The 25,234-nt window shown below is 72.8% G+C and carries 24 protein-coding genes and 1 pseudogene; 19 read left to right on the top strand and 6 right to left on the bottom strand.

Features of this window, described 5'->3' with window-relative positions:
- Positions 1-14 precede the first annotated feature (14 nt).
- Positions 15-1,880 (bottom strand): ABC transporter ATP-binding protein, encoded by a 1,866-nt coding sequence (locus IEZ05_RS08690; protein ID WP_189229812.1) that lies wholly within the window; start codon positions 1,878-1,880, stop codon positions 15-17.
- Positions 1,881-2,139: 259 nt separating this feature from the next.
- Here IEZ05_RS08690 and IEZ05_RS08685 point away from each other — a divergent pair, with 259 nt between their 5' ends.
- The 3 genes from IEZ05_RS08685 to IEZ05_RS08675 all read left to right on the top strand — a co-directional run bounded on the left by IEZ05_RS08685 (position 2,140) and on the right by IEZ05_RS08675 (position 4,744).
- The gene (locus IEZ05_RS08685) at positions 2,140-3,348 is read left to right on the top strand and encodes an MFS transporter (RefSeq protein ID WP_189229425.1); all 1,209 of its coding nucleotides are present in this window, start codon (positions 2,140-2,142) and stop codon (positions 3,346-3,348) included.
- A 41-nt stretch (positions 3,349-3,389) separates the two neighbouring features.
- Positions 3,390-3,815 carry a GlcG/HbpS family heme-binding protein gene (locus IEZ05_RS08680; RefSeq protein WP_189229424.1) on the top strand — a complete coding sequence of 142 codons (426 nt, stop codon included), beginning with the start codon at positions 3,390-3,392 and terminating at the stop codon, positions 3,813-3,815.
- A 101-nt stretch (positions 3,816-3,916) separates the two neighbouring features.
- Positions 3,917-4,744 carry an aldo/keto reductase gene (locus IEZ05_RS08675; protein ID WP_189229423.1) on the top strand — a complete coding sequence of 276 codons (828 nt, stop codon included), beginning with the start codon at positions 3,917-3,919 and terminating at the stop codon, positions 4,742-4,744.
- 237 nt (positions 4,745-4,981) lie between these two features.
- Here the strand turns inward: IEZ05_RS08675 and IEZ05_RS08670 are convergent, their stop codons facing one another.
- Positions 4,982-6,079, bottom strand: a complete 1,098-nt coding sequence (locus IEZ05_RS08670) for an NAD(P)/FAD-dependent oxidoreductase (RefSeq protein WP_189229422.1) — start codon at positions 6,077-6,079, stop codon at positions 4,982-4,984.
- Positions 6,080-6,270: 191 nt separating this feature from the next.
- Here IEZ05_RS08670 and IEZ05_RS08665 point away from each other — a divergent pair, with 191 nt between their 5' ends.
- Positions 6,271-6,738, top strand: a complete 468-nt coding sequence (locus IEZ05_RS08665) for a MarR family winged helix-turn-helix transcriptional regulator (protein WP_189229421.1) — start codon at positions 6,271-6,273, stop codon at positions 6,736-6,738.
- Between the two features lie 57 nt (positions 6,739-6,795).
- On the opposite strand, the gene IEZ05_RS08660 is transcribed toward IEZ05_RS08665, so the two are convergent.
- Entirely contained in the window at positions 6,796-7,896 is a 1,101-nt protein-coding gene (locus IEZ05_RS08660) for an NAD(+)/NADH kinase (RefSeq protein ID WP_189229420.1), read from the bottom strand.
- Between the two features lie 253 nt (positions 7,897-8,149).
- Here IEZ05_RS08660 and IEZ05_RS08655 point away from each other — a divergent pair.
- Together IEZ05_RS08655 and IEZ05_RS08650 are read left to right on the top strand one after the other, a co-directional pair.
- Positions 8,150-9,148, top strand: a pseudogene (locus IEZ05_RS08655) (aldo/keto reductase); the annotation flags it as partial.
- A gap of 62 nt (positions 9,149-9,210) precedes the next feature.
- Complete coding sequence (locus IEZ05_RS08650; RefSeq protein WP_189229419.1) at positions 9,211-9,630, top strand: SRPBCC family protein; 420 nt, start codon at positions 9,211-9,213, stop codon at positions 9,628-9,630.
- 13 nt (positions 9,631-9,643) lie between these two features.
- Here the strand turns inward: IEZ05_RS08650 and IEZ05_RS08645 are convergent, their stop codons facing one another.
- On the bottom strand, positions 9,644-10,666 hold the full coding sequence (locus tag IEZ05_RS08645) for an Lrp/AsnC family transcriptional regulator (RefSeq protein ID WP_189229418.1): 1,023 nt from the start codon (positions 10,664-10,666) through the stop codon (positions 9,644-9,646).
- A gap of 106 nt (positions 10,667-10,772) precedes the next feature.
- On the opposite strand from IEZ05_RS08645, the gene IEZ05_RS08640 reads away from it, so the two are divergent.
- From IEZ05_RS08640 to IEZ05_RS08625, 4 genes are all read left to right on the top strand, one after another.
- The gene (locus IEZ05_RS08640; protein WP_189229417.1) at positions 10,773-12,194 is read left to right on the top strand and encodes an MFS transporter; all 1,422 of its coding nucleotides are present in this window, start codon (positions 10,773-10,775) and stop codon (positions 12,192-12,194) included.
- Positions 12,191-13,411 carry an amidohydrolase gene (locus IEZ05_RS08635; RefSeq protein ID WP_189229416.1) on the top strand — a complete coding sequence of 407 codons (1,221 nt, stop codon included), beginning with the start codon at positions 12,191-12,193 and terminating at the stop codon, positions 13,409-13,411. Before IEZ05_RS08640 ends, IEZ05_RS08635 begins: the two co-directional genes overlap by 4 nt.
- Before the next feature lie 155 nt (positions 13,412-13,566).
- Positions 13,567-14,004, top strand: a complete 438-nt coding sequence (locus IEZ05_RS08630; RefSeq protein WP_189229415.1) for a hypothetical protein — start codon at positions 13,567-13,569, stop codon at positions 14,002-14,004.
- 146 nt (positions 14,005-14,150) lie between these two features.
- Complete coding sequence (locus IEZ05_RS08625; protein WP_189229811.1) at positions 14,151-14,708, top strand: YciI family protein; 558 nt, start codon at positions 14,151-14,153, stop codon at positions 14,706-14,708.
- Between the two features lie 15 nt (positions 14,709-14,723).
- Here the strand turns inward: IEZ05_RS08625 and IEZ05_RS08620 are convergent, their stop codons facing one another.
- Positions 14,724-15,605: a LysR family transcriptional regulator gene (locus IEZ05_RS08620; RefSeq protein ID WP_189229414.1), complete on the bottom strand. Its 882-nt coding sequence runs from the start codon at positions 15,603-15,605 to the stop codon at positions 14,724-14,726.
- 154 nt (positions 15,606-15,759) lie between these two features.
- On the opposite strand from IEZ05_RS08620, the gene IEZ05_RS08615 reads away from it, so the two are divergent.
- The 9 genes from IEZ05_RS08615 (at position 15,760) to IEZ05_RS08575 (ending at position 24,286) form a co-directional block, all read left to right on the top strand.
- Positions 15,760-16,149 (top strand): VOC family protein, encoded by a 390-nt coding sequence (locus IEZ05_RS08615; protein ID WP_189229413.1) that lies wholly within the window; start codon positions 15,760-15,762, stop codon positions 16,147-16,149.
- Positions 16,150-16,264: 115 nt separating this feature from the next.
- Positions 16,265-17,704 carry a hypothetical protein gene (locus IEZ05_RS08610; RefSeq protein WP_189229412.1) on the top strand — a complete coding sequence of 480 codons (1,440 nt, stop codon included), beginning with the start codon at positions 16,265-16,267 and terminating at the stop codon, positions 17,702-17,704.
- Between the two features lie 106 nt (positions 17,705-17,810).
- Entirely contained in the window at positions 17,811-19,079 is a 1,269-nt protein-coding gene (locus IEZ05_RS08605; protein WP_189229411.1) for an AAA family ATPase, read from the top strand.
- Positions 19,076-20,518, top strand: coding sequence for a vWA domain-containing protein (locus IEZ05_RS08600; RefSeq protein WP_229869616.1), 1,443 nt, complete (start codon positions 19,076-19,078; stop codon positions 20,516-20,518). Before IEZ05_RS08605 ends, IEZ05_RS08600 begins: the two co-directional genes overlap by 4 nt.
- Positions 20,519-20,667: 149 nt before the next feature.
- The gene (locus IEZ05_RS08595) at positions 20,668-21,837 is read left to right on the top strand and encodes a PP2C family protein-serine/threonine phosphatase (protein ID WP_189229410.1); all 1,170 of its coding nucleotides are present in this window, start codon (positions 20,668-20,670) and stop codon (positions 21,835-21,837) included.
- A gap of 33 nt (positions 21,838-21,870) precedes the next feature.
- Positions 21,871-22,179, top strand: a complete 309-nt coding sequence (locus tag IEZ05_RS08590) for an ArsR/SmtB family transcription factor (protein ID WP_189229409.1) — start codon at positions 21,871-21,873, stop codon at positions 22,177-22,179.
- The gene (locus tag IEZ05_RS08585) at positions 22,176-22,568 is read left to right on the top strand and encodes a VOC family protein (protein WP_189229408.1); all 393 of its coding nucleotides are present in this window, start codon (positions 22,176-22,178) and stop codon (positions 22,566-22,568) included. The genes IEZ05_RS08590 and IEZ05_RS08585 overlap by 4 nt, the downstream gene beginning before the upstream one ends.
- Positions 22,569-22,660: 92 nt before the next feature.
- Positions 22,661-23,452, top strand: a complete 792-nt coding sequence (locus IEZ05_RS08580) for an alpha/beta fold hydrolase (RefSeq protein WP_189229407.1) — start codon at positions 22,661-22,663, stop codon at positions 23,450-23,452.
- A 72-nt stretch (positions 23,453-23,524) separates the two neighbouring features.
- Positions 23,525-24,286 carry a ZIP family metal transporter gene (locus tag IEZ05_RS08575; RefSeq protein ID WP_189229406.1) on the top strand — a complete coding sequence of 254 codons (762 nt, stop codon included), beginning with the start codon at positions 23,525-23,527 and terminating at the stop codon, positions 24,284-24,286.
- Positions 24,287-24,311: 25 nt separating this feature from the next.
- Here the strand turns inward: IEZ05_RS08575 and IEZ05_RS08570 are convergent, their stop codons facing one another.
- On the bottom strand, positions 24,312-25,208 hold the full coding sequence (locus IEZ05_RS08570; RefSeq protein WP_189229405.1) for an aminoglycoside phosphotransferase family protein: 897 nt from the start codon (positions 25,206-25,208) through the stop codon (positions 24,312-24,314).
- Positions 25,209-25,234: the final 26 nt, after the last annotated feature.

The following is a 25,234-nucleotide window of genomic DNA, read 5'->3' as shown; positions in this document are numbered from 1 at the left end:
CCCGGCCGACTCGGTCACATGGGCGCCGGCTCGGCCGGTCCCGGCAGGCCGCCTGGACCGGCTCCCGGGACCGACCCGAGGGCCGACTCGCTTTCGCCGAGGAAGCCGCCCGACTGGTGCTGCCACAGCTTGGCGTAGGCACCGTTCCCCGCGAGCAGCTCCCCGTGGGTGCCCTGTTCGACGACGCTTCCGTGGTCGAGGACGACGAGACGGTCCATGCCGGCGACGGTGCTCAGGCGGTGGGCGACCACGAGGGCCGTGCGTCCGTCCATCAGCCGCCACAGGGCGTCCTGGACGAGGAGCTCGCTCTCGGAGTCCAGGGCACTGGTCGCCTCGTCGAGCAGCAGGATCGGGGCGTCGCGCAGGATGGCCCTGGCCAGGGCGACGCGCTGGCGTTGCCCGCCGGAGAGTTTGACTCCCCGCTCCCCCACCAAGGTGGCGAAACCGTCGGGGAGGTGGTCGGCGAACTCCGTGACGTGTGCGGCCGCGGCCGCCGCGTGGATCTCGTCGTCGGTGGCGCCGGGCCGGGCGAAGGCGATGTTGTCGCGCAGGCTGCGGTGGAACATGGCGGGTTCCTGCGGGACGTAGGCGATCAGTGAGCGCAGGTCGCTCTGGCGCAGTCGGCTGATGTCCTGACCGCCGATCAGAATGCGTCCGCCGTCGATGTCCGACATCCGCAGCAGGAGGCGGGTGAGCGTGGTCTTGCCGCCGCCGGACCTGCCGACCAGACCGATCCGTGCGCCCGCGGGCACGTCCAGGTCGAGTCCCTGGAAGATGGGCTTCGCACCCGCGTGGGCGAAGGTCACCGCCTCGAAGCGGATGCCGGTGTCCCGCGGCAGGAGCGGTTCGGGTGCCGTCGGGTCGAGCACGGTGGGAGGATCCAGCAGCAGCTCCGTGAACTGCGCGGCCTCGGTCATCGAGCTCTCCAGACGCCGGTAGATCTGGTTGAACTCGAACATGATCTGGGTCGCGTTGGAGTAGTAGGTGAAGGCGACGACGACCTCCTCCACGCCCTGGCCCGGGCCACCGAAGGCGATGGCGACCAGGAGACCCAGCACGTTGGTCAGCACGGACATGGGGGCGATCAGGGTGTCGACGCGCAGATTGCCGTAGTCCCAGGACCTCAGCGTCAGACGCCGGGAGTCCGCGACGCGGCTGCGGTGTTCGTCGGCCTCCCGCCGTTCGGCCGCGAAGGCCCGGATGGTCTCCATGTTCGTGAGACTGTCGGCGACGTGGCCGGAGACCCGGGCGATCGCCGCCTCACGGTGGTTGACGAGCCGTTGCCTGCGCCGGATCAACGGCGTCGCGGTGAGCACGGTCAGCGCGATCATCACCAGCAGGCCGACGACGAGCATCGGTTCGTAGCTCCAGAGCACCACGGCACCGAACACCAGGGGCACGAGACTGCCGACGATCCGGTACGTCACCGTGTCGACGAAGTCCTCGAAGCGCTTGCCGAAGCTCAGCACCCGTTTGGTCAGGGAGCCGGCGAAGTTGTCGTGGAAGAACGCCGCGTCCTTGGCGAGGAGTTCGTCCATGCCCTCCACGTACAGGTGTTCCATGCCGAGGGCGTCCACACGGTTCAGGCAGTGCTGCCCGACCCGCCACACGGCCTCGGCGAGCAGCAAGGTCACGCCGAAGCCCAGCACGTACGGCAGGGCCGAGGTGAGGGTGAGGCCGCTGTCGTCGGCGGCCTGACCTGCCAGTTTGGCGATCAGCAGCGGGGCGACGTAGCGGATGCCGATGTTTCCCACGGCCGGCAGCAGCAGCGCGGGCAGGGCCAGCTCTCGTAGGCGCAGCAGTTCCCGGCCGTAGCGGCGCAGTGCCAGAACGACCGCGCTCCTGCCCGGCGTCGGCGCTCGCGTGTCCGTTGTTCCCATCACGCTCCCGGAGGTTCGGAGGTCGGAAGTCTCCCGTCGAGCGAGGTTCTCAGTCCAGGCATTTACCGCGGACCAGTGAGAACCGGACACCGCGGCATTCAGGACGACCGGTCGACGCGGCTCCCCCGCCGGACCGGACCCACGGTTGCAGGCGAGGGCACATCCGATCCGATTCAGAGTGCGCTTGCATCTATACGGCGTCTGCAACTATTGTCTTCGAACGTAAGCGCCTCACGCAATCACCTGGAAGACAGCTCCCATGCCTCTAGCACTCCTGGCTCTGACCATCGGGGCCTTCGGGATCGGCACCACCGAATTCGTGATCATGGGCGTCCTGCCCCAGGTCGCGGGTGACTTCGGCGTCACCATCCCGACCGCCGGCTGGCTGGTGTCCGGCTATGCCCTCGGCGTCGTCATCGGCGCGCCGCTGCTGACCGTGCTGGGCACCAAGGTGTCCCGCAAGAAGATGCTGATGTTCCTGATGGCACTGTTCGTCGTCGGCAACACCCTCTCGGCCCTCGCCCCCACCTTCGGCCTCATGCTCGTCGGCAGGATCGTGGCCTCCCTCGCTCACGGCGCGTTCTTCGGCATCGGCTCCGTGGTCGCCGCCGACCTCGTGGCACCCGAGAAGAAGGCCTCGGCCATCTCCCTGATGTTCATGGGCCTGACCGTGGCCAACATCGTCGGCGTCCCCGGCGGCACCTCGATCGGCCAGGCCGCCGGCTGGCGCGTCACGTTCCTGATCGTCGCCGCGCTCGGCGTCGTCGGATTCCTCGGCGTCGCGAAGCTGGTGCCCGAGACGGGCCGCTCCGCATCGGTGAGCGTGCGGAACGAGTTCGCGGCCTTCAAGAACGTCCAGGTCTGGCTCGCCATGGCGATGACGGTCCTCGGCTACGGCGGTGTGTTCGCCGCGATCACCTACATCACCCCGATGATGACGGAGGTCGCCGGTTACACCGAGGGCGCGGTGACGTGGCTGCTCGTCCTGTTCGGGATCGGCATGTTCCTCGGCAATCTGCTCGGCGGCCGGTTCGCGGACCGCAGGCTGATGCCGATGCTCTTCATCGCCCTGGCGGGTCTGAGCCTCGCCCTGCTCCTGTTCACCGCGACCGCGCATCACAAGGTGCCGGCCGCGATCACCCTCACGCTGATCGGCGCGCTGGGCTTCGCGACCGTGCCGCCGCTGCAGAAGTGGGTGCTCGACCAGGCCTCGGCCGCCCCGACCCTGGCCTCGGCCGCCAACATCGGCGCCTTCAACCTCGGCAACGCCCTCGCCGCCTGGCTCGGCGGCCTCGTCATCGCCGCCGGCCTGGGCTACACCTCCCCCAACTGGATCGGCGCCATCCTCTCCGGCACCGCCCTGCTCCTCGCCTTCGTCGCCGCCCACCTCGACCGCCGCAGGGCCGCGGGCCGCGTCGCCGCCAGGTCGACGGCGGCCGAACACGCCGCAGTGCCCGCCGGGCACTGAGCGGCCCCGCACCACACCCCCGTACGTCCGAAGGACCCCGCATGAGCACCACCGCCACCACCCTCACGCCGCTGACCACCGCGGAGGCCGAGACCCTCGTCGCCGCCGCCCGCGGCGCCGCCGAAGCCGCCGCGGTCCCGGTCAGCGTGACCGTTCTCGACGCCGGCGGCCACCTCCTCGCCTTCCGCCGCGACGACCGCGCCGTCCTCATCTCCGGCGAGACCAGCACCCGGAAGGCCTACACCGCCCTCCAGCTCGACGCCCCCACCGCCGACCTCGTCGACCTCGTCCGGCCCGGAGGCCCCTTCCACACCCTCCCCACCGCCCTCGACCAGCCCCTCCTCTTCATCGCCGGCGGACTCCCCCTCCACCGCGACGGGCGCGTCATCGGCGCCATCGGCGTCGGCGGCGGCACCCCCGACCAGGACCACGGCTTCGCCACCACCGCCGTCGCAGTCCTCGGCTGACGCCGTCCGCGGCACACCGCCGCTTCCCACCGGGTGCGGGGCCGCCGTCCCCTCGGAACCCCGCAGCCTCACCTCTGTTGCAAGCAAGCAAGGAATCCCCCATGAACCACACCGTTCCCACCGTCACCCTCAACAACGGCGTCGAGATCCCCCAGCTCGGCTTCGGCGTCTTCCAGGTCCCCGACGCGGAGACCACCGCCGCGGTGAGCGCCGCCCTGGAGGCCGGCTACCGCAGCATCGACACCGCCGCGATCTACGGCAACGAGGCCGGCGTCGGGCGCGCCCTCGCGGACTCCGGGATCGCCCGCGACGACCTGTTCGTCACCACGAAGCTCTGGAACGCCGACCAGGGATACGACGCCACGCTGAAGGCCTTCGACGCGAGCCTGGACAAGCTGGGCCTCGACCACGTCGACCTGTACCTGATCCACTGGCCGACGCCCGCCCGTGACCTGTACCGCGAGTCCTGGAAGGCCATCGAGAAGCTCGTCGCCGACGGCCGGATCCGCGCCGCGGGCGTGTCCAACTTCCAGCCCGCGCACCTCGAGCGCCTTCTCGCCGGCTCCGACCTGGTCCCGGCGGTCAACCAGGTCGAACTGCACCCCGGCCTCCAGCAGACCGAGCTGCGCGCCGCGCACGCCCGGCTCGGCATCGTGACCGAGGCGTGGAGCCCGCTGGCGCAGGGTGCCGTCCTCGAGGACGAGGCGATCACCACGATCGCGGCCCGGCACGGCAAGTCGGCCGCGCAGGTCGTCCTGCGCTGGCACCTCCAGCTCGGCAACGTCGTCATCCCCAAGTCGGTGACGCCCGCCCGCATCCGCGAGAACCTCGACGTCTTCGACTTCACCCTCACCGACGACGAGATGACCGCGATCGCCGGACTCGACCGCGATCTGCGCACGGGCCCGCACCCGGACGAGCTCAACTGACCCGGTCCCTGCCGACCGGCCCGGCGGGGCGGCGCACTTCCGCGGCGCCCCGCCGGGTTGCTCCGGCTCGCGCGGGTGCGGATGGCAGGTCCCGCCCGCGCGAGCCCGCGTTCGCAGCCGTGTGCGCGTCGCCCGTGCCCGGCACCACCCCGAAAGGGGGGTGGCCCCTCCCCCGGCGCGTCGGCCGGGTCCGGGGCGGCCGGCATGGTCGGACAGGCCTCGGCCGTCGAGACGGGTTCAGCGCAGCGGGTCGTACGGCGAGAGGTCGATCCCCGTGTCCACCCCACGGGCCAGACGGGCGGCGATCGAGCCCGCGTAGGGGCCGATCGTGAGCCCGGACGCTCCGAGACCGTTGACCACGACCAACCCGTCGATCTGCGGCACCGCACCGAGCACCGGCCGGATGTCGGGACCCACGGGGCGGAACCCGACGCGGGTCTCCAGGTGGGTGGCGTCCGCCAGTCCGGGAGCCACCGACAGCGCTTCGCCGAGCACCTCCGCCAGCCCCGCCGCGGTCACCCGGTGGTCGAACCCGGAGCCGTCCTCGCGCGTCGCTCCGACCACGACCCGTGAGTCGTCGAAGGCGAGAAGGTAGTGGTGCGACTCGGGCAGCACCACGGGCCAGTCCCCGGTCCGCGCTCCCGGCAGCCGCAGATGCACGATCTGGCCGCGCTGGGGTGTGATGCGCACCCGGACGCCGAGCGGTTCGAGCAGGCGTGGCGACCAGGCCCCGGCCGCCGCGACCACGGCGTCCGCCTCGACGAACCGGTCCGCAACCTGCACTCCGCGCACGGCACCGTCGGCGACGATCGTGGCCGTTCCTTCCGTCAGCCGTGCGCCGTGCCGGGCGGCGGCGCGGATCATCGCGTCGCGGACCGAGCGGCCGTCCAGGCGCGCCGCTCCCGGTATGCGGATCGCCGGGCCTTCGTGGGCGAGGGGCGGGAAGAGGTCGCGGGCCCGGCGAGCGCCGACCAGCTCCACCTCGCCTGCCGACGGGGACTGCGCGGCACGCTCGGCCACGCGACGGAAGGTCTCGGTGGCTTCGGCCTCCTGGACCAGACGCAGGGCACCGACCTGCCGATAGCCGAGGTCGGTCTCACCGTCAGCGGCCAGCGCCGCCAGCAGATCGCGATAGTGCTCGGCTCCGGCGACCGCGATCCGGTACCAGTCCTCGTCGTCGGCCCGGGACGACCACGGGCAGACGATGCCTGCTCCGGCCGATGTGGCGCGTCCGGGGGCCCGCGAATCCACCAGGACCACGTCCACGCCCTCGCGCGCCAGCTCGTAGCCGGCCGCCGCACCGGCGATACCGCATCCGACGACGACTGCTCGCATCTACCGCTCCCCTTGGATCGACTGCCGTGCTGTCACCCGCCGTCGGCCATCATGGCGGCACCGCCCCCGGCGAAGCAGCCCAGTTACGGCGCGAAAAATACTTGCATTAGCGCTATATTGATCCTTGCGAATATTTCATTTCATGGCTTATGCTGTATACGCAGTCCCCCTCGGAAGGAGACCTGGCTCCCATGACCGCCACAGACCCCGCGCTCACCGCTCTCGCCAGCGGATGGGGTGCCCTCTCCCTCCTGCACGGCAAGATCGAGGCACACATCGAGCGCGCCCTGCAGTCCAAGCACGATCTGAGCGTGCGGGAGTACTCGCTGCTCGACGTGCTCAGCCGCCAGCACGACGGCGACGGCGGGCACCTGCAGATGAAGCAGGTCGCCGACGCGGTCGTCCTCAGCCAGAGCGCCACCACCCGCCTGGTCACCCGCCTCGAGGACCGGCACCTGCTCTCGCGGTACCTGTGCCCGACCGACCGCCGCGGCATCTACACCGACGTCACCGAAGCCGGCCTGAAACTCCTGGAAGAAGCCCGGCCGACCAACGACACCGCCCTGCGGGAAGCGCTCGACGAAGCCGCCAAGAACCCCGAGCTGACCTCACTGGTCGAGGCCGTGGAAGCGGTGGACGTTCCGGCGGGACGGCGGTAGGCCCGACCGCGCTTTTCACCGTGCGGCCCGACCCCCTCACCGCCGCACCACAGCGGGTCAGACACCGCCGTCGGCTCGCCGGACGGCGGGCAGGCGCCTGCCCTGCGAGAGGGTCGGCAGGTTCAGGTGGTCCAGGTCGTGCGGCGGCGGAGCCGTCAGCGGCCAGGCCGACGGCACGCCGGCGTCGGACGCCGTGGCGGGCGCGTCGGTCAGCCGCAGCCGCTCGCGCAGGCGACCGTAGAAGTCGGTCGGCCCCAGGCGCACCGCCCGCAGCGGACTCGGCGCGGCATAGACGCCGATCCAGTCTCCGGGTTCCAGTACACCGCGGAGCTGGCCGTCCACACTGACCGCCGCGCTCCCGGAGTGCGGCAGGAGACGCATGGCGATCGGCTCGTCAGGCGCGGCGAGGACCGACCGGTTGAAGACCATGTGGGCCGCGACGGGCGTGAAGACCAGGGCTTCCGCACGGGGCGAGACCACGGGTCCGCTCGCGGCGAAGCTGTAGGCGGTCGAGCCCGTCGGTGTCGCCACCAGCAACGCGTCGCCGGCATAGCAGGCGAGCAGCCTCCCGGCGAAGTAGACCGCGGCGGCGACCCGGCCGTCCCGGGCGAACTTCTCCACGACGACCTCGTTCAGTCCGAGCACGTCGAGTGCCACCCCCCACCCTCCGCCGGCCTCGCACCCGGGACGCACCTGCGGTGGGGGCAGGGACGGCCTGCGGCCGTACCGCAGCAGCGGACCCAGTTCCCGGGGAAGCGAGAGCGGCCTGGAAGCGCGCATGGTGAGCAGCATGCGCGCTTCGACGGTGACGCGGGATTCGCGGACGGCGTCCAGGGCCTGGAGCACGTCACGTGCGGGCACCTCGGTGAGGAAGCCGACGTGGCCGAAGTCGATGCCCAGCAGCAGGGAATCGTTGTGCGCGGCCAGGCGGGCCCCGCGCAGGAACGTCCCGTCACCGCCCAGGGTGACGATCAGGTCCGGATTCCCGGCCGCCTCCAACTCCTCGCGGGCGCTGCGCCGCTGTTCGGCGGCGTCCCAGACGTCGATCTCGGCGCACGGGATGCGGTGGTCGTCGCACCACGCCCGCACCGAGCGCGAGGCCTCCACGGCTTCGGGACGTCCCTTGTGGACGACGAGACCGGCGCGCTCGACCGCCATGGTGACTTCCTCCCGGGCGAGGGGCCAGGTTCCTCCAGGATGCGCCCCGGTCGGCAGCCCGGCGACCGGGCCCACTGGACAGGGCTCGTTGCGGCACCCACTTGCATTACCAGGCGTCTGCAATTATTGCCTTCACCCGTAAGGCGCTCCTGCATCTAATTGCGCCGTTCGTCCGGCTCCGACAGGGCACCGCCGCGCATCCACTGCCGCGGTCCGCGAGCGGAGTCGCCAACCCGATCGAAAAGGCACCACCATGTCCCTCAAGGGAATCCTTCCCGGCCGTCTCGGCTTCGGCACCGCCCCGCTCGGCAACATGTTCCGCGCGATCCCCGACGAGGCCCACGCCACCGTCCAGGCCGCCTGGGACCAGGGCATCCGCTACTACGACACCGCCCCCTTCTACGGCGCCGGCCTCGCCGAGGAACGTCTCGGCCGGCTCCTGTCCACCCAGCCCCGCGACTCCTACGTCCTGTCCAGCAAGGTCGGCCGAGTCATCCTCGACGAGCCCGAGTCCGACGTCCCCGACTTCGGGGAGAAGGGCGGCCTGTTCGCACACGGGAACCCGAACAGGATCCTCCACGAGTGGACCGCCGACGCCACCGAGCGTTCCATCGAGGGCAGCCTCGAGCGCCTCGGTGTCGACCGCCTCGACATCGTCTGGGTCCACGACATCGCCCAGGACTTCCACGGCGACGGGTGGATCCAGAAGTTCGAGGAGGCCCGCACCGGAGCCTTCCGCGTCCTGTCCCGCCTGCGCGACGAGGGCGTCATCAAGGCCTGGGGCCTCGGCGTGAACAAGACCGAACCCATCGAGCTGACCCTCGCCCTCGACGAGCCGCGGCCCGACGGCTTCCTGCTCGCGGGCCGGTACACCCTCCTCGACCACGAACACGCCCTCCAGCGCCTGCTGCCCATGGCCCAGGAGCAGAACGTCGACATGGTCGTCGGCGGCCCCTACAGCTCCGGCATCCTCGCCGGCGGCGCCCACTTCGAGTACCAGCAGGCCCCGCCGGAGATCGTCCAGAAGGTCTCCCGCCTCAAGGATCTGACCCGGAAGCACGGCATCTCCATCAAGGCCGCCGCCCTCCAGTTCTCCCTGGCCCACCCGGTCACGTCGGCGGTCATCCCCGGCGCCACCCGGCCCGGCCGGATCGCCGAGGACCTCGCCGCCCTCGACGAGACCGTCCCGGCCGCGTTCTGGACCGACCTGCGCGCCGCCGGTCTGGTCCGGCCGCCCCGCTCCCCGACGGCGCCTGACCCCGCCGGCCTCCCACCCCGAGAGCTCCACCCCAGCACCCGTCCAGGAGAAACACCATGGCCTCCACCTCCGTCAGCCGCACCGTGCCCGCCTCGCCCGACGAGGTCTGGAACCTCGTCGGCGGCTTCGACGCCCTGCCCGACTGGCTTCCCTACATCCCCCGCAGCACCCCGCTCGAGGGCGGCCGGGTCCGCCGACTGACGAACCCGGACGGCGAGGTGATCGTGGAACGGCTCGTCGACTTCAACGACACCGAGCGCCACTACAGCTACGTCATCCTCCAGGCGCCGTTCCCGGTCGACGGGTACGTCTCCACCCTCCGCGTCCACACGGTCCCCGGCCGCGACGACATCGCCGAGGTCCAGTGGTCCGGACGCTTCAACCCCGAGGGCGCCACCGAGGAAGAGGTCGTCGACCTCTTCACCGGCATCTACCGGGACGGCCTCGACGCCCTGCACCGGACCCTCGCGGCCTGACACCGGGGCCGCCCTACCAGACCTGGATCGCCCGTGTTCCCGTGCGGCAGCCACCGGCGTCCAGCAGGTGACCCATGCGTTTGACGGTACGGACGCCGATGACCCGATCGGTGATCTCCAGGGACGGAAGGCGTTCGCACATCACCGTCTCGCGGTGCTGGACGGCTCCGACGTCCGGCAGCCAGTAGGTGGCCAGGACGTTGGCGGTTCCGGTGACGGCGGCGACGAGCCGGCATCCGGGGAGGGTGGCCAGCGTGCGGTGCAGCGCGTTGACGTCCTTGGCCGGCGCCCGGCCGCGGAAGGTCACCGGGACCGGCAGCCCGACGAGTGCCGGAGCCACGTCGCAGCGGAACGCGACCACCCCCGAGCGGGTGAGCCGGCCCAGCCGTCGCCGGACGGTCGCGGCGCTCGTCCCCGCACTCTGGGCCAGCTCCGCCAGTGCCACGCGCCCGTCGAGGGCCAGCAGCCCGAGCAGCTCGCGGTCGATGTCGTCGAGCGCGGCGACGGGCGGTGCGGTGCCCCGGTCCGCCGTCACCGGCCGGCCGAGCTCGGAGAGCTGGGCCGAGTCCAGTGAGCCGAGCCGCCACCTGCTGCCCTCCGTGTACAGCGACGTGGCGAACAGGCACTCCACCCCGGTCACCCCGGGCAGCCGGGCCAGCCGCTCGTCCACGAAGCGGTGCAGGGCGGCCAGGTCCGGGGCCAGCACGTCCAGCAGCAGGTCGGCACCGCCGGGCGTGGTGAGTTCGACGGTCACCGCCCCGCTCAGTCCGGCGATCCGGTCGGCCAGCCGCTCCCGTGCGGCAGGCCGGCAGCCGACGAGGACGAACGCCGTGCACCGGGAGTGGGAGAAGGCCGGCCCGGGCACGGCTGACAGCCAGGCGAGCCCCCGCTCGGTGAGCCGCTCCCAGCGACGGGCCAGCGTCACCGCCGCGACGCCCAGCGAGGGTGCGAGATCGGCCCAGGAGGCACGGGGGCGGATCTGGAGCGCGTGCACGAGTGCGAGGTCCAGTTCGCTGGCTGTGCCCGATTCCTTCATCCCGGCCGGGCCTCCCGCACGCTTCCCGCCAGTCGGCGGCCGATTCCTCCAGCGCTCGCACTGTAGTCACCATGTCGTGTTCCAGCCAAGGAAAGAGGGTGACACAGTGCCGGATGCCATCGGTCGCAACCGGGGCCTGCTCGCGACCATGACGGTGATCGTGGTCTGCAGCGGCGTCGTCCAGGGCTATCTGACGCCTCTGCTGCCCGTCGTGGGCCGCCACGTCGGACTCGGCGGCGTGGGGCAGGGCAACCTCTATCTGCTGTCGCAGCTCGCGTTCGCGGTGCTGACCCCGCTGCTGTCGCGCTGGGGAGACATCTGGGGCCACCGGCGGCTGCTGCGGATCGCCGTCGCCATGGTGGCCACGGGGTCTCTGCTCATCGCCCTGAGGCCGACGACCGCCACGCTCGCGCTCGGCATGACGCTGCAGAGCGCCGTCGTCGGCTTCTTTCCGCTGCTGGCCGGAATCCTGCGCTCCCGGGCCCCGGAGCACGGCCGCTCCGGCATGTCGGTGCTCGTCGGCGCGCTGCTGCTGTCCATCGGCACCGGTGGTTTCGTCGCCGGCTCACTGAGCGAGGAGCACGCGCCGGCGGGTCTGTGGACCGCCGTGCCGTTCGCGGTCATGGCCCTGGTCGCGGCGTTCGTCCTGCCCGCCGGCACCGCTCCGCGCGCCGGCCGGTTCAACACTCCGGCCGCGGTGCTGCTGACCCTCGGTCTGGGCGCCTCGGTCCTGGTGCTGACGGAGGGCGGCACCTGGGGGTGGGCGTCGGCTTCCTCGCTGCTCACCGCCGCCGCCGCCGTGGCCCTCCTCGCCGTGTGGATCCGCGTCGAACACACGGCGGACCATCCACTGGTCGACCTGGCCCTGCTGCGCAACCCGCGGCTGGCCGTGGTCAGCGCCCACACGTTCTGCGCCGCGTTCGGCGCCATCGGCTTCCTCGGCGCGAACGCGGTCTTCCTGGGCTCGGAGCCGGACGCCGGGGGCTACGGGATGGGGCTGGGATCGCGGGCCATCTCTCTGGTGTCCCTGGCGATGGTCGTCGCGGGCGTCGGCGGATCCACGGCGTCGCCTCGGCTGGCCCGGCTCGTCGGGGACCGGGCGACCCTCGTCGCCGGGGGCGGGGTCGGCGCGGCGGGCTTCGTCTACCTGATGCTGTTCCACGGTTCCCTGCCCCAATACCTCGTGGGGGCGCTGCTGGTGGGGGTGGCGACGGGGATGTTCGAGGCCGTCACACGCACCCTGTCGGTCGAGGTGGTGGACGCGTCGGAGACGGCCCTGTCCGTCGGCATCAACGAACTGGCGCTCTCCCTGGGGGCGGCGATCGGGGCGGCGCTCATCGGGGCCCTGTTCGCCGGGCATCCCGCCTCCGGCGGCGGTGTCGCGGGGGCGGGATACCTCTGGTCCTGGGGGACGTGCGCGGCGGTCGCCCTGGGCGGGGCACTGCTCGGCCTGCTGTTCCGCGGCGGGCCCGCTTCCTCCGCCGTCCCCCGCGCACCGCGCATCACACACAAGGAGAAGGCGGCATGACGCACACCCGACCCGAACAGCCGCGGACGCCCGCACGCGAGAATGCCCTGGCCGCCGCCACGGACGCCGTCCGCTCCTGGGGCGAAGCCCTGGTGGGACTGAGCCACAGCCTCCACGCGGAGCCGGAGACGGCGCTGCGGGAGCACCGGTCGGCCGCCAAGATCGCGGACCTGCTCACGGACGCCGGCTTCCGGGTGGCGCGGGGAGCGGCCGGGCTGCCGACCGCCCTCGTCGCCACCTACGGCACCGGCGACCTCGTGGTGTGCCTGTGCGCCGAGTACGACGCGCTGCCGGGCATCGGGCACGCCTGCGGACACAACGTCAACGGTGCCGCGGCCGTGGGGGCCGCGCTCGGTCTGGCAGCGGTCGCCGACAGCATCGGCGTCACGGTGAAACTGGTGGGCACACCGGCCGAGGAGGACGTCGGCGGAAAGGTGACGCTGCTGGAGGCAGGGGTGTTCGACGACGCCGCCGCGGCGATGATGGTGCACGCCGCACCGGAGGACTCGGTCGGTGCCTCGTCTCTCGCCGTCGGCGCCTGGGACGTCACCTATCGCGGGGCGCCGGCCCACGCCGCCGTCGCGCCCTGGCAGGGTGTGAACGCCCTCGACGCCGTTACGCTGGCCCACACGGCGGTCGGCCTGCTGCGTCAGCAGTTGCCGCCGGGGACGCTGGTCCACGACGTGGTCCTGGAGGCCGGGCACACCGTCAACGTCATCCCCGAGGTCGCCCGTGCGCGCTACGAGGTGCGGGCCCGCACCACCGGGGATCTCGCGGACGCCCGGCGCCGTGTGCGGGCCTGCCTCGAAGCGGGCGCGCTGGCCACCGGAGCGGAGCTGGAACTCGTACCGCACGGTCACGACTTCGCCGACCTGCGGCAGGACCCGTTCCTGACCTCTGCCTACGTGGAGGCGGTCCGGGCGCTCGGCCGGAACCCGGTGGCCCGCCACGGTGAGCCGATGGCCTCCACCGACATGGGCAACGTGTCCCACGTCGTGCCGTCGATCCACCCGTGCATCGGGTACGACACCGGGGGCGCCCTCCAGCACACCGCGGACTTCACCCGCTACGGGGCCGGGCCCGGTGCCGACCGCGCCGTCCTGGACGGCGCGACCGCCCTGGCCCGGGTCGGGGTGGATCTGGCCACCGACCCCGTACAGCGGGGCCGCTTCCTCGACCGCGTGGCCCGTCGCCGGGCGGCGGCAGAGGCGGGGTGACCCGGGCGCCCGGCCGACGCGGGCCGGGCGGCGCGGGAGCCGCGACCTCGGTTCCCGCGCCCGTCCTGTTGTGCGGCAGCCCGGACACGTACGGCGGTGACGACGGGGCATACGGGATCCCGAGCCTTGAACGTCGCCGACCAGTGGGAGTCCTCGTGCCGCCGACCCTGCACACCGCCCGCGCGTGCAGCGCAGTCGCCGTCCTGCTTCTCGGGTGCGCCGGTTACGCGGCCACGTACCACCCCTTGCTGTCCCTGCCGGGCCTGTTGGGCGTGGCCGTCTTCGCCTGCTGTGCCGCCGACGCCCGTGCGGAGCACCAGCGGCGGATCACCCGGGCACGGCGGGCCGAGCGGCTCGCCCGGCCTCGCCCGGCGGGACCACTCGCCGCCCCGGCACCGTGCTGCGCGTTCTGGCGGACCTCGGGCACGCTCGCGCACGGTCCGGAGTGCACCCGGTCCGCGGCGTCCCACCGCATCGCCGTCCACGACTGCTGCGAGCGATGGTGGACCTCGCTGGGCGACCTGCACGACGCGGCCTGCCGCCAGGGTGCCGGCGCGTCGGCGGCCGACCGGCAGTCGGACGCGCCGTCCTGACCACGCGTCACCGGGCCTCGAACACCTGCGTCTGTTGACATGACGGCGCGAAAAGGGCTTGAGTCCGACGTCACTGACACGACGGCCGAGTGGCCGCCGCAGCGAAACCGCTCGACCTGGCCACCTCCGCGCAGAGATCCTTGGGCATGGAGTTCCTCTGCTACCACCGCGACCGTCCCGGTTCCGCGGCACTGCGCGACGAGTTGACCGAAGAGCACTGGTCCTACATGGACCGGTACGCGAAGGAGATGATCGCGCGGGGCCCGACCCTCGCCGACGACGGTGACACACCTACGGGAAGCCTGCACATCGTCGACCTGCCCGACCCCGCCGCTGCCCGCGCGTTCGCCTTCGACGAGCCGAACTACCAGGCCGGCGCCTACCGGGACGTGCTGCTGCGACGGTGGCACAACACGCTGGGGCGCACCATGTGGGACTTCCCCGGCGGCCGGACCGGCGGCAACCGGTACCTGGTGCTCGGTCTCGGCACGGGACGGGCCGCCGACCTGGAGGTGCCGCCCGGTCGGGACGAGTTGATCGCCTACGGGCCGCTGCTGTCCGACGACGGCATCACCTGGCTGGGCACGGCGGTGCTGGTCCGGGCACCGGACCCGGAGACGGCCCGTGCCGTCCTGACCATGGACCAGTACGCCGGCATCGAGGTGCACAACTGGCAGTTCGGCGGGCGCCCTTCGCAGCCTTGAGGGCCGGCCGACCTGTTACGGACGGGTGGCGCGCACGCCGAGCAGGGAGAGGAAGGCGGAGGCTGCGGGGGACGGGGTGACGCGTCTCCAGACGAGGCGTTCCACCCGTACGGGCCCGTCGGCGATGGCTACGCAGCGCAGCCCGTGCAGTTCGGTGGTGAACGCCGCGGGCAACAGGGCGACGCCCAGTCCGTGGCGGACCATCCGGACCATCAACTCGACCCCGGACACCTCGAAGGTGACCTCGCGGCGCAGGCCGGCCGCCGCGAACGCCTGGTCCGACTGGGCACGGGCGGCACTGCCCTCGGCGAAGTCCACGAACACCTCGCCCGCGAGGAGCCGAAGATCCACCTCGTCCTCCGCGGCCAGCGGGTGGTCCGGGGCGACCACGGCGACATGCCGACCGTGGGCGAGTTCCTCGTCGTGGACGCCCTCCAGTCGGAATCCCGGCTGTACGCCGAGGAAGGCCGCGTCGAGTGTGCCGTCGCGCACCTGCTCGACGAGGCGCTCGCTGGAGCCCGCGCGGAGACTGATCCTCACCTGGGGGTAGCGCCGGCGGTAGTCGCGGAGCACTGCCGGGAGATCGACGGCGGCGACCGTGGGGATCGACCCGACGGTGAGCCTGCCCCGTATCTCACCGGTGGCCGCCGCCACCTCCGCCCGGGCCCGTTCCGCCGCTTCCAGGGCCTGGCGCGCGGCCGGCAGGAACGCCTCTCCGGCGGCGGTCAGCCGCACCCGGCGGCTGGTCCGCTCGAACAGCCGGGCGCCCAGTTCCTTCTCCAGCCGGGCGACTTGGTGGCTGAGCGCGGACTGGACGATGTGGCACCGTTCGGCGGCGCGGGTGAAGCTGGCGGTCTCCGCGACCGCGAGGACGTAGCGCATCTGCTGGAGATCCATTCGTGGATCGTGAAGCACGATGGATCGGATGACAAACATGCGTTGGACCGCTGGATGCCCGCTCGGCCATGCTGGAATCCGGGCCGGACGACACCGACGCCGGCCCCTCATAACCCCCTCGGCGCCCCGGGCGCCTTCACCTGCGGAGACACCCATGCGCGTGATCGCCTTCGACCACCTCGTCCTCAACGTCGCCGACGTCGAGCGTTCGCTCGCCTTCTACACCGGTCCTCTGGGCCTGGAGCCCGTACGGGTCGAGGAGTGGCGGGACGGCAAGGCGCCCTTCCCCTCCGTGCGGGTGAGCCCCACCACCATCATCGACCTCGTCGAGGCACCCGCCGACGGCCCGCGAGGCTCCAACGTCGACCACATCTGCCTGGTGGTCGAGCCCCTCGACTGGCAGCAGGTCATCGATTCCGGCGTGTTCACCGTGCTGGACGGCCCCGGCGAGCGCTTCGGCGCCCGGGGCACCGCCGTCTCCCTCTACGTGGAGGACCCCGACGGCAACACCGTGGAACTGCGCTGGTACCCGCAGAACGACTGAGGACCCCCGCGGCGAAAGGCGAGTGACAGACCATCACCCGGGTGGTTAGCATGCCCGCGATGATGAACTTCTCCTCGTACGGATTGGGGGAATCGTTCGCCTCGGGTGAGTGCTGATGGCACTTCACCCCGCGAACGGTGTTCCGGCCCACCTGTTGATGTGGCAGCGCGTGCGCGAGTACGCCGTGCCACCGTCCATGATCGAGACCGCGACCGCACGGCGTGCGGTCGGTGACTGGGCGGGGGCCTGTGCCGCCGCCCGGATCGACGTCGACCTCGATCTGCGCGCCGTGCGCGACCGCCACGGCACCGACCTCGCCCACCGCCTTCGGGCGGACCTGCGCCGGCTGGCGCCGGATCTGCTGCGCTGGCACATGCCCCGGATCGCCCCCGACGGGCGGCTGCGACCCGGCCTCACGATCTCCCTCGCCCGTTATCGCGGTTCCGGCACGACGACGCCGCACCTGGTGGCGGGGACACCGCCCGCCCGGGCGGACGCCGGGCAGCGCATGTCCCTGGCCCTGTGGGACGGGTCCGGCGGTGACCGCTTCGGGCACCACCCGCATCCGCATCCCGACCGGCGTTTCCGGCTCGACCTGCACCGGCATCTCTGGGACGCAGGGCGGAGCGGCGAGCTGGCCCGGCGGTGCGGCGCGGCCGGGGCACCGTCCCGCGGGCCCGGAGGACCATCCGTCCACCAGCTGTCCAACGACCATTGGGCAGTGGGGCGTTGGGCGTCCGAGGCGGAGTACCTGTTGCGGGCGGAAGGGCTCCCGCGTGGCGCCTTCTCCGTGCGCCTCGGACCGCGCAGCCGCGCCGTGCTCCAGCTCGTCGCCCCCGACGACAGTCACGCCCCGACGTCACGGCCCCTGCCCGGGGCGCTGCCGGCGCAGGAGGTCGCGGCACTCCCGGTGCTGCCGGAGGCCGCGGCCCGGGTCCTGCCGGACCTGGCACTGCTGCGGGCGGGTCTCGTCGCGGCCGGACGGCTGCACCCGCTCGTCGCCGCGGCGCTGACGGGGCACGGCTCACCGCCCGTGCCGGCGGGTTCCGCCACCATGGCCGGCCTCGTACACCAGTCGGGTGATCCGCACCGGGTGGAGTGCCGGGGCGAGATCCACCGGATCGCCCTGCGGGACGGGGTGCTGACGGCGATCGACCACGACGCGGAACAGGTGCGGCGGGAGGAGCTCCTGGTGGCGCTCGGTGGACCGCCGCTGCCCTGCCTGCGGGCCATCGACGCGGTGCACCGCAGTCCCGAGGCCCTGCCCGCGGTCCGGGAACGGCTCGCGCACGGTGACGCCATGGGGGCGCTGGCCGTGGTCGAGGCGCTGCTCGGCCCGGGAGCGATCCTGCGCGACGGGCCGCTGCGGGACGTCCTGGAGTCGGCCGCGGTCCGCCGTATCGACCACGGGCTCTTCCGCTCGGGGCTGGTTGCCGTGCACCCCGCTGCCGGTGCCGATGCGCAGCGCCGTCCACGGGTCGACCGCCACATGCCGCTCGCCATGCGCCGCAAGCGCGGCAGCCGGGTGCGGCCCCGTACCGGCCTGACCGCCTGACCGGGCGCCCCACGCCCCTTCCCCGTGCCGCGGCACATGCCGCATGTCCCACGACCTTCGGGACGGGTTCTCCCGTCCCTCCCTCTTTCACACCCAGGTGATGCCCATGTCTTCCCGCACCTTCCTGCCCGGTTCCGCCGCGACCACCGGCTCCGAACTCGACGTGGCCGAGGCTCTGTTGTCCCTGCTGCGGACGACCACCACCGAACCGCGCCCCGACGAGAACCTCGAGGCGCTCACCCTGGCCGTCGCCGCCGACCTGCCCGTCCTGCTCTGGGGCGAGCCGGGCATCGGCAAGACCGCGGCCCTGACCCAGCTCGCCGACTCCCTCGACCTGCCGCTGACCACCGTGATCGCCAGTGTCCACGAGCCGTCCGACTTCTCCGGGCTGCCCATCGTGGGCGACGACCCCGCCGTGCAGGGGGTGCCGATGGCGCCGCCGCAGTGGGCCGTGGAACTGGTGCGGGCCGGGCGCGGCCTGCTCTTCCTGGACGAGCTCTCCACCGCCACCCCGGCCGTGCAGGCCGCGCTGCTCCGGGTCGTTCTGGAGCGGAGGGTCGGTGCGCTGCAACTGCCGCCGGGTGTACGGATCGTGGCCGCCGCCAATCCGCGCGCCTCCGCTGCGGACGGCTGGGAGCTGAGTCCGCCGCTGGCCAACCGGTTCGTGCACCTGTACTGGGTGCACGACAGGGAGGTGGTGGTGCGCGGACTGGGCGGGGTCTGGCCCCGGGCGGAGCTGCCCCGGCTGGAGGCGGAGCGGCTGCCGGAGGCCGTGGCGTTCGCCCGGCGGGCGGTCTGCGGCTTCCTGAAGGCCCGGCCGACGCTGATCCACCGGCTGCCGAGCAGCGACGCGCGACGCGGGGGTGCCTGGCCCTCGCCCCGCAGCTGGGAGGCCGCGTTGACGCTGCTGGCGTTCGGCACGGCCGCCTCCGTCTCCCGGGACGTGCTGGCGCTGCTGGTGCGGGGCGCGGTGGGCGACGGACCGGGCCTCGAACTCCTCGCGCATCTGGACCGGATGGACCTGCCCGACCCGGAGTCACTGCTCGCCGACCCGGCCGCCGCCGAACTGCCGGAGCGGGGCGACCTGCGGCAGGCGACGCTGGAGGCGGTGGTCGCCGCCGTCGGGGCACGGCCGCGGCGGGAGCGTTGGGAGGCCGGCTGGGCGGTGCTGGTGCGGGCGCTGGAGACCGGCGCACCGGATCTGCTGGTCGCCCCGGCGACGGCGCTGGCGGCGCTGCGGCGCGACGACTGGGAGGTGCCGGACGCGGTGGAGCGGCTGGCCGGGGTGGTCGGCCTCGCCCGGCGGGCGGACCGGTCGGTGGAGCGGGTCGCGGAGGCGGCCGGCACCGCGCGGACGGCGGGGGCGCGCCGATGACGGGGGCCGTGCGGCGACCGGAGCCGCGTCCACTGCCGGGTCCGGCGTCCCGGCGGAAACGGCCGGTGCCGTACCCGATGCCGCCGGCCCCGCCGCCGCGCCCGGTGCGGGCCACGTTGCCGGAGCCGTGGCCCGGGACCGGGGCAGGGACCGGGCCCGCGGAAGCGGCCGACCGGCCGGGACTCCGGCTGGACAAGGAGAAGTTGCTGGCCGCCCGGCTGCACGCCGTGAAAGTCCGTCCCTACCTGGCCGACGCGCTCTTCGCCCTGCACGTGGTGGAGGACCGGTCGGTGCCGACGATGGCGGTGGACGCGCACTGGCGTTGCTACGTCTCCCCCGCCTTCGTGGCGCGTATGCCCGTGGAGGAACTGGCGGGAGTCTGGGTCCACGAGGTCTCCCACCTGCTCCGCGACCATCACGGGCGGGGCGAGCGGTACGCGCGGGAGCACGAGGAGTGCGGGCCGGGCGAGCGAAGCGATATGGGGGTCCCCCCGGCCGAAGGCTGGGCAAGGCTGCGGCGGAACATCGCCGCCGACTTCGAGATCAACGACGACATCTACGGTGACGGCCTGCCCAGGCCCAGAGGCGCGGTGCTGCCCTCGCTGCTGCGGCTGCCCTCCGGCCTGCTGATGGAGGAGTACCTGCGGACCGCGTCGATGTCCGGGCTCGCCCCGGACCTGGCCTGGCTGGACTGCGGCAGTGGTGCCGACGGGCAGGAGCGGCCGTGGGAGCTGGGTCCCGACGGCGCGCACGGGCTGAGCAGGCAGCAGCGGGACGCGGTCCGCTTCCGGGTCGCGGAGGGGATCAAGGGGCGCCCCGGCGACGCACCGGAGGGGTGGCGCCGCTGGGCGGACGAGGCCTTCCACCCGCCGCAGCCGTGGCGGGAGTTGCTGGGGGCGGCGGTCCGCTCGGCGGCCGGCGGGCCGGGGGTGGGCGAGAACCACAGCTACCGGCGTCCGTCCCGCCGGTCGGCGAGTGTGCCCGGGGTGCTGCTGCCGAGCCTGCGCCGGACGCCGCCCCGGGTCTGCGTCGTGATCGACACCTCCGGGTCGGTGAGCGACGCGGAGCTGGGCAGCGCGCTGCTGGAGGTGGCGGCGATCTCGCAGGCGGTGGGCGGGCGGCGGGACCTGGTTTCCGTGATCTCCTGCGACGCGGCGGCGGGGGTGGCCGTCCCGCTCTGCCGCGCCGAGCACATGGAGCTGCTCGGCGGTGGCGGTACGGACCTGCGTTCCGGTTTCGCGCGGGCACTGCGGTCCCGGCCCCGCCCGGACGTGATCGTCGCCCTGACGGACGGTCAGACGCCGTGGCCGTCCGCGCAGCCTCCCTGCCGCACGGTGGTCGGGCTCTTCCCCCGCCCGGCCGACGGCCCCGACGAGAACGACCCCGACTACGTCCCGGACGCACCCCCGCCCTGGGCGCGTGTCGTCACCATCGGCTGACGGGGCCGGGCGGTGTGAGGAAGGGGGGCATTGTGCTCCGCAGCCACTGAGCGGTGGGTTGGTGCCGTCCGGGGCGGGTCCGCTCGGGCATGATGCTCGCCAAGGCCCTCGGGCCTGCCGGGACGCTTGGCGGGAAGGGAGCGACAGCTGTGGGTGCGGGTCGGGCTGCGGTGGAGTACCGGCGGCGGGCTGAGCAGCATCCCTGGCCGCCGCGATGGCTGCGCTGGTTCCCGCCCGCCCTGATCGTGATGGCGATGGCGCTCGACGAGGCGACGCCACCGCGGTACTTCTTCGGACCGCTGCTGTCGGCTTCGGTGGTACTGGCCATCTTCACCTATCCGCCGATCGGTGTCGCCGCCACCGGTGTCGCCGGATGTGTCCTGCTGGTCGTCACCGAGCAGCTCGAGGACCACGTCGGTCCGCTGACCGTAGTGGCGCTGGTCGTACTGGGTTTCGTCACCCTGCTTTCCGTCGTGCTCTGCGAGGTACGCCGACGGGCCGAGAGGCGTTTCCGCCACGTCCAGGCGGTCGCCGAAGCCGTGCAACTGGCACTGCTCCGTCCCCTGCCCGACCGGATCGGCCCCTTACGGGTGGCCGGCTTCTACCGGGCCGCGGATGACGAAGCCCTCATCGGCGGGGACCTCTACAGCGTCCGCCCGACGCCGTTCGGCGTCCGCGTGATCGTCGGGGACGTCAAGGGCAAGGGCATCGGTGCGGCCCAGACCGTGGCCACGGTGATCTCCACCTTCCAGGAGGCGGCGCAGCTCCATCCGACGCTGTCCCAGGTGGCCGACCGGATCGACGTGGCCCTGGAACTGGACCGCGACAACCCCCCGATGGACCCCATCAGCCGCATGCGGCCGGCTGCCCCGCCCGCGGACGGGGTGGCACTGGCGGACGAGCTGTTCGCCACGGCCGTCCTGCTCGAGTTCTCCCCGGACGGGGGCGCCGTGCGGATTCTGGACCGCGGACACCAGCCGCTGCTCGCCGTCCGGGGCCGCACCGCGTCGGTCGTGGAGACCGAGCACAGCCTGCCCCTGGGCATGGCCGACCTGCTGCTCGCATCCCCGGACACCGTCGAACGCGCGCTGGAGCCCGGCGACATCCTGGTGGCCTACTCCGACGGCGTCACCGAGGCACGCAGCGGCACGGGCACCTTCTACCCGCTGCGCGAACGGCTCCAGGCCTACTGCGACGACGAGGACCGCCCGGTCTCCCCCGCCGGCCTCATCACCTTCCTCCAGGACGATCTCGTCCGATGGGCACCCGCCCTGTGCGACGACGTCATCGCGATCGCCTTCCAGCCCACCATGACTTGATAGGCAAGTACCCACTTGCCTATGCTGGCGGCCGTGGCCGACGACCTCTTCAAAGCCTTGGCCGACCCCACCCGTCGCACCATCATCGACGAGCTCGCGGAGAAGTCCGGACAGACACTGTTCGAGATCTGCTCGCGGCTGAGCATGAAGCATCGGCTCGGCCTCTCGCGCCAGGCGGTGTCCCAGCACCTCGCCGTGCTGGAGGCCGCCGGGCTCGTCGAGACCAGGCGGGAGGGCCGCTACAAGTTCCACGACCTGAACACCGCCCCGCTGCGGCAGATCACCGAGCGATGGCCCCTGCCCGACGCACCCGGACCCGGACCCGAGGAAATCACCCCATGAAGATCCGACTGACCAGTGTCTTCGTCGACGACCAGGCCAAGGCCCTGCACTTCTACACCGAGATCCTCGGCTTCGTGAAGAGGCACGACGTCCCGGTGGGCGAGAAGGACCGGTGGCTGACCGTCGTCTCGCCCGACGAACCCGACGGCATCGAACTCCTCCTGGAGCCCGCCGGCCACCCCGCCGTCAAGCCCTACCGCGACGCGCTCGTCCAGGACGGCATTCCGCTCGCCCAGTTCGCCGTCGCCGACGTGCGGGCGGAGTACGAGCGTCTGCGCGGCCTCGGCGTCCGGTTCACCCAGGAGCCGCTGGAGATGGGCCCGGTCACCACCGCCGTCCTCGACGACACCTGTGGGAACCTGATCCAGCTCGCGACGCAGGCGCAGTGAGCGGTCCGGGCCCGTGCACGCGGTTGCGGGCGTCGAGGCCGCGGCCGAGACTGGCCCCTTGAGGACAGCAGTCCGGAGAGGGCCGGGACACGATGGGCGACTACGCGGACCTTCCTGGGGTCAGGACGTGGTACGAGACGGAGGGGACCGGCGATCCGCTGGTCCTGCTGCACGGCGGCTTCTGCACGAACGACACGTGGGGAGCGCAGCGCGCCGACCTCGCCGCCGAGTACCGCCTCTTCCTTCCCGAGCGGCGGGCGCACGGACACACCCCCGACGTCGAGGGCCCGCTCACCTACCAGGACATGGCCGGCGACACGGTCGACTTCCTCGAGACGGTCGTGCGGGGAGCGGCCCATCTGGTCGGCTGGAGCGACGGGGGCGTCGTCGCACTGCTCGTCGCCGCGGCACGGCCCGACCTGGTGCGCAAGGCCGTGGTGATCGGGGCCAACTTCCGTCCCGGCCCCGAGTGTTTCGTCGAGCCCGCGATGCTCGACACGATGACGCCGGACGCGCCCGATCTGGCCTTCTTCCGCGAGATGTACGAGGCCGTCGCGCCGGACGGCGCGGATCACTGGCCGACGGTCGCCGCGAAGCTGACCGACATGTGGCGCACCCAGCCGACCCTCACCGCCGAGGACCTGGCCCGCGTCCAGGCACCCACCCTCGTCCTCGTCGGCGACGACGACATGATGACGCTGGAGCACACGAACTCCCTGTACGGCGCGCTCCCCCAGGCCCAGCTGGCCGTCGTGCCGGGAGCCTCCCACCTGGCGCCGCTGGAGAAGCCGGCCCTCGTCAACCGGCTGATCCTCGACCACCTGGCGCAGGACGCGGTCGAGACGATGATGCCCCTCCGGCGCGCGCAGGCCCCGGGCCCCTGACGCACGCCTCCGGCTCCTGGGGGTTCCACGCGCCGACGGAATCGTGGGGGCGCCGCCGGGTACCGGCAAGGGATGATCGAGGTAGTGCAGGCGGGACTGTGGGGATTGCTGGCGGGCTCGGCGCTGCTGTTGGGGGCGGCGGTCGGCTTCGGGGTGCGGGTGCCGCAGAAGGTGATCGCCACGGTCATGGCGTTCGGCGCGGGGGTGCTGATCTCCGCGGTCTCCTTCGAACTGGTCGGTGAGGCCTACGACCAGGCCGGACTGGCGCCGGCCGCGATCGGGACGATCCTCGGCGCGCTGGCCTACACCGCCGGCAACATCTGGCTGGCCCGCCGCGGCGCCCGGCACCGCAAACGCTCCGGCCACCACACGGCGCACACCCAGCCGTCCGAGGCGCAACAGGGCGGCTCGGGGCTGGCCCTGGCGCTCGGGGCACTGCTGGACGGGGTCCCGGAATCGGCCGTGATCGGGGTGAGCCTGCTCGACGGCGGCGCGGTCAGTCTGGTGACCGTGGCGGCCGTGTTCATCAGCAATGTGCCCGAAGGGCTGTCCAGCTCGGCCGGGATGAGGAAATCCGGTCGGAGCAAGGGGTACGTCTTCGGGGTGTGGGGCGCGATCGCCGCCGCCAGTACCGTGTCCGCCGTCCTCGGCTACACCGTCGTCGGGGCCTTCTCCCCGGCGGTGATCGCCGCCGTCACCGCGGTGGCGGCCGGGGCGATCCTCGCCATGATCGCCGACACGATGATCCCGGAGGCCTTCGAGGACGCCCACCTGGCCATCGGACTGGTCACGGTGAGCGGCTTCCTCGTCTCGTTCGCCCTGTCCCACGCCTGAGCCGCGACGGTCGCACGGCTCCGGGTCAGCCGACGAGGGCCGCCGTGATCTGACGGGTGGTCTGCGCGGCGACCCGGGCGTCGACGGCGGCGTAGGAGAGGTAGGCGTTCAAGCCGGTGGCCAGGGCCCAGCCGCGGCCCCGCGTCCACGTGGCGTCGTCGACGCCGAGCGCGTCGCGGAACGCCGCGCGGCTGCCGGCTGCCATCAGGGTGAAGGCGATCATCAGATCGCGGGCCGGGTCACCGATGCCGAGCCCGCCGAAGTCGATGACGGCGCTGAGGCGGCCGTCGACGGTCAGCAGATTGCCCGTGTGGAAGTCACCGTGGAACCAGACCGGAGGACCGTCCCATCCGGGGGCGTTCAGCGCCGCGTCCCACAGGTCGGTCATCGCCGCGGCGTCGAACACGCCGTCCACCTGGGCGATGGCCGCCCGCGTCGCGCGGTCCCGGTCGGCCAACGGGCGGCCGGCGAGGTCGCCGACGTCTTCGGCGGTCAGGTCCTCGGGCGCGAAGCGCTGCAGGGCGGCCAGGAACCGCGCCAGCGCGACCGCGGCCCCGGTGGAGTCGGCCAGGGCCTCGACGGTCGCCACCTCGCCCTCCAGCCAGCGGGACACCGCCCACGGCCACGGACAGCCGAGGCCGGGCTCCCCCACCGCCACCGGGAACGGAACGGGGAGGGGAAGGTGCGGGGCAAGCCGGGGCAGCCACCGGAACTCCTTCCTGGCCTGTCCGATCGCCCCGGCGTGGCGGGGCAGACGGACGGTCAGCTCCTGACCCAGCCGGTAGATCACATGATCGGAGCCTGCCGGGTCGAGCAGCTTCAGAGGGAGCCCTGCCCACTGCGGGAACTGGGTGTCGACCAGGCGCCTGACCAGCGTGAAGTCGATCTCGGGGCGTGTGTCTGCGGGGGGCGCGGTGTCCAAGTGCAGCTCCTGCGGCCGGCCTGCTC

Origin of the sequence: Streptomyces flaveolus (genome assembly GCF_014648815.1) — a bacterium.
GTDB classification, from domain to species: domain Bacteria; phylum Actinomycetota; class Actinomycetes; order Streptomycetales; family Streptomycetaceae; genus Streptomyces; species Streptomyces flaveolus.
The sequence above is the reverse complement of the archived record's forward strand: the minus strand, read 5'-3'. Positions and strand labels throughout refer to the sequence as shown.